Origin of the sequence: Aeromicrobium sp. (assembly GCF_014378035.1) — a bacterium.
In the GTDB taxonomy this organism is placed as follows: Bacteria; Actinomycetota; Actinomycetes; order Propionibacteriales; family Nocardioidaceae; genus Aeromicrobium.
Genome location: NZ_JACMOM010000007.1, coordinates 1 through 3315, shown reverse-complemented (window position 1 = coordinate 3315; position 3315 = coordinate 1). Strand labels below are relative to the sequence as shown.

Sequence of the window (3315 nt, the reverse complement as noted above, 5' to 3'; positions counted from 1 at the left end):
TGGTCGGCCCGGTAGAAGTCGGTGACATTGGCGTTGAAGCGGCTGTACTCGCGAGCCAGTGACTCGTACGCGTTGTTGTTCCAGGTGTCTGCCCCGGTGACGCGCGAGAACGCATCGGCGGAGGCGAACACATGGTCAAGCGATCCGATCTGGCCACCGAACTGGTAGGTCTCCTTGTGGGTCAGCTGGCGTGGCACGTTGACGTAGCCCGCATCCTCGATGATCTTGAGCGGGTCCTCCTCGTTGTAGGAGTTGAAGTCGCCCGCAAGGAAGACCCTGCTGGTTCCTGCGTCGCCGGCAAAGTCCTGGGCGAACGTCACGAGGGCAGCCGCCTGCAGCGTGCGTGAGTAGTTGGACGCGCCCTGCCCATCACCCTGGTCGTTGTCCTGCGGCAGCCCGCTGCTGCCCTTGGACTTGAAGTGGTTCACGACGACAGCGAAGGCGGAGGCTGCGCTGCCGGCGGTCAGCCTGAAGGTCTGGGCCAGAGGCTCGCGGGCGTTGTCGAACGCGGACGCGCCGATCAGGATCCTGGACGCACCAACGGGAGTCACGACATCGGGCTGGTAGATGAATGCCGTCCGGATGACGTCCTCACCGGCGGGGACGTCGGCCGGCGACGGCACGAAGGCCCACCGCTCCTCGCCGGCCGCCCCGTTGAGGGCGTCGGTGAGGTCGCTCAGCGCGGTGTCGCGGTCGAGCCCGAGGTTGATGGAGTTCTCCACCTCCTCGAGCGAGACGACATTGGCGTCGAGAGTGTTGATGGCCGTGACGATCTTGGCCTGCTGCCGCTGGAAGCTGGCCTCGTCGGCAGCTCCGCGGGGGCCGTTGTTGGTGCAGCTGTTGGCCGTGATGGGGTTGCCTTGACGGTCCTTGTAGTAGCTGCAGATGCCACCCGTGTACTCCGCACCCGTGGTGCTGAAGTAGTTGAGGACGTTGAACGTGCCGATCCTGACATCGCCGCCCACGGGCTTGGGAGCCGCCGAGCGGGTGTCGCCGAACGTGACGGGCTCGTCACCGCCCGCGAGGAGCCGGCCTGTGGGCTGCAGCTTCCAGCCGAAGCGGAAGTCCAGGACGACCGGGTCGTCGAAGTCGACCGGCGCGCCGACGCGCACCTCGTTGTCGGGCGTCAGCCACGGCAACGCGATGCCCTGGTTGCTCGCGCCGGTGAAGTCGATCGAGGCGCCGTCGTCGAGAGTGATCAGACGGGCGTTGTTCTGGGTCTGCAACGCGGTCGCCTGCACCCCGGGAGCAACGACGTTGGTCGGGGTGTCGAGCGGCGTGTCACCGTCGGCAAGGCCCACCTCCGCGAACCGGTTGGTGGTGTAGTTGTTGGTCACGGTGTAGTCGCCCTGAGGTGCCAGGAGCATCCCCTCCAGCGACTCCCGAGTCGTCGCGGACGACGGGATCGTGACAGCTGCCGCCCGGACCACATCGGGTGTCTCGTCGAGCACGGAGAACGCGCCGGTCGAGGTGGTCACCTCGGTCAGGCCTCCGAACTCGGTGACCTTGCCCGTGACCTCGACGAAGTCACCCTTGTCGACCCCGGCCGCGAGCTCGGAGGAGAACACGAAGACACCGTCGGAGGCGGTGTGGGTGCCCAGGTCGAGGGCGCCACCGGTGCCCTCCGTCTGGATGTAGGCACCGTCGAAGCCGCCAGTCGGGTAGACCGCTGTGACGACTCCGCGCGTCGTGACATTCGTCCCGATGATGGGGCTCGCTGCCCCGGTTCCCTGGATCTGCGCGATCGTCTTGACGACCGGAGGCTCCTCGGGGACCCCACTGCCTTCGCATGCCGCGCCGCACGGTTGAGGTAGCGGAGATCCCGCGGTGAAGTCGGTGCTGTTGTTGTCGGTGTCGGTGTCGGTGTCGGTGTCGGCAGCGTTCGTGCGGTTGAGGGACGAGGTGACACTCGTGCCGCTGGACTTCACTGCGGTCTCGAACGTGAGGGAGCCGCCGTAGCCGATGAGGTCAACGAGGTTGCTGTCCGCCAGGACCACGTCCGGAGTGCCCGTCAGGGGTGTCGTCGACGTCGAGAGGGCGATCGTGCCGCTCGAACCAGAGAAGCCGATCGAGCCGGCGACGTCCGGGGTCGGCAGCATCGCTCCATTGGCAGCATTGCTGTTGCCACTGATCACGAAGGTGCCGCCGGGCTCGATGTGGTGGTCGCCGAGCGCCGTTACCCCACTGAACGCGGCCACGCCGGACGCGCTCCGGTACTGGATCGACCAGCCGTTCAGGTCGACCTTCGTGTCGGTCGGGTTGCGCAGCTCGACGAACTTGTTGCGGTAGGTCGCGCCGGCGCTCCCGCCGTTGACATAGATCTCATGGATGACGACACCGGTACCGGCCGGGTTGGCCTGGGCCGGGACGGCGACGAGTGCTGCACCGGCCACGGCCAACGCGGCCACCGCCCGGACGATGACAGAGTTCTTCATGTTTCCCCTTGGTTGGGTTCTGCAGGGCTGTGGGAGGCGCTCGATGGATGCGGGCGTCCCGGTTCTACCTGCGGACGACCGTGACGGTGAACGACGCCCGGGACGGCTTGGCCAGGGCGCTGCCGAGGAACGAGCCCCTGATCGTCTTCGTCCCGGTCGACGTGTAGGCCGGGATGCGGAGGGTGGCAGTGCCGTTCGACGACACTGCGACAGTCCTGGTGGTCCCGGCGTACATGAAGGTGAAGCTGCCGCTGCGGACGGTGAACCCCGCCGCCTTGACGCTGAACTTCACCAGCGGCGCGGTCTTCTTGACGACAAGCCTCGTCGGGCTGATCGAGACCTTCGACGTCAGGGTGGCGGCCTTGCCGACCGTCAGAGTGACGGTCGTCTGTGCCGGTTCGTAGGTAGGACTGCCGACGTAGTGGACAGCCAGGTCGTAGTCGCCCGGCACGAGCGTCTTGTCGATCTTGACGTTGGCCACACCGTTGATGAGGAACCCCATGCCGACAGCGTCCGTACCGCTCCCGATGACGACCAGACCGCCGGCGCCCGGTTCACCCGCCACCTGCACCACGGCGGACGTGCCGTAGGCCGACGGGGAAGCCGTGGCTGTCAGCGGGGTCGTCGCCTTGTTGATCGAGGCGTCGACGGTCGTCGTCGACGGCGAGTGGTTGGCGTCGCCGCCATACGACAGCGTCAGCGTGTGCCCCCCGATCGCGAGGTCGGCAGCGTCCACCGTGAGCGAGCCGGAGCCGGCGGCGAGGTCGAACGTGCCGACCGGGTCGGCACCCTCGGTGACCGTCACGGATCCGGTCGACGTCGTACCGGTGGCGGAGTCGAGGGCGGCCCCCGCGACGAACGGTTCGTGCACGGGGGCCGC

General features: G+C 67.4%; 2 protein-coding genes. Both read right to left on the bottom strand.

Annotated features, from left to right (window positions below; translation table 11 throughout):
- Positions 1–2435: ExeM/NucH family extracellular endonuclease (locus H7290_RS00455; RefSeq protein WP_290512048.1), on the bottom strand; the 2435-nt coding region annotated here is incomplete at its 3' end.
- Positions 2436–2499: 64 nt separating this feature from the next.
- A partial coding sequence (locus tag H7290_RS00450; protein ID WP_290512047.1) for an Ig-like domain repeat protein occupies positions 2500–3315 on the bottom strand: 816 nt, incomplete at its 5' end.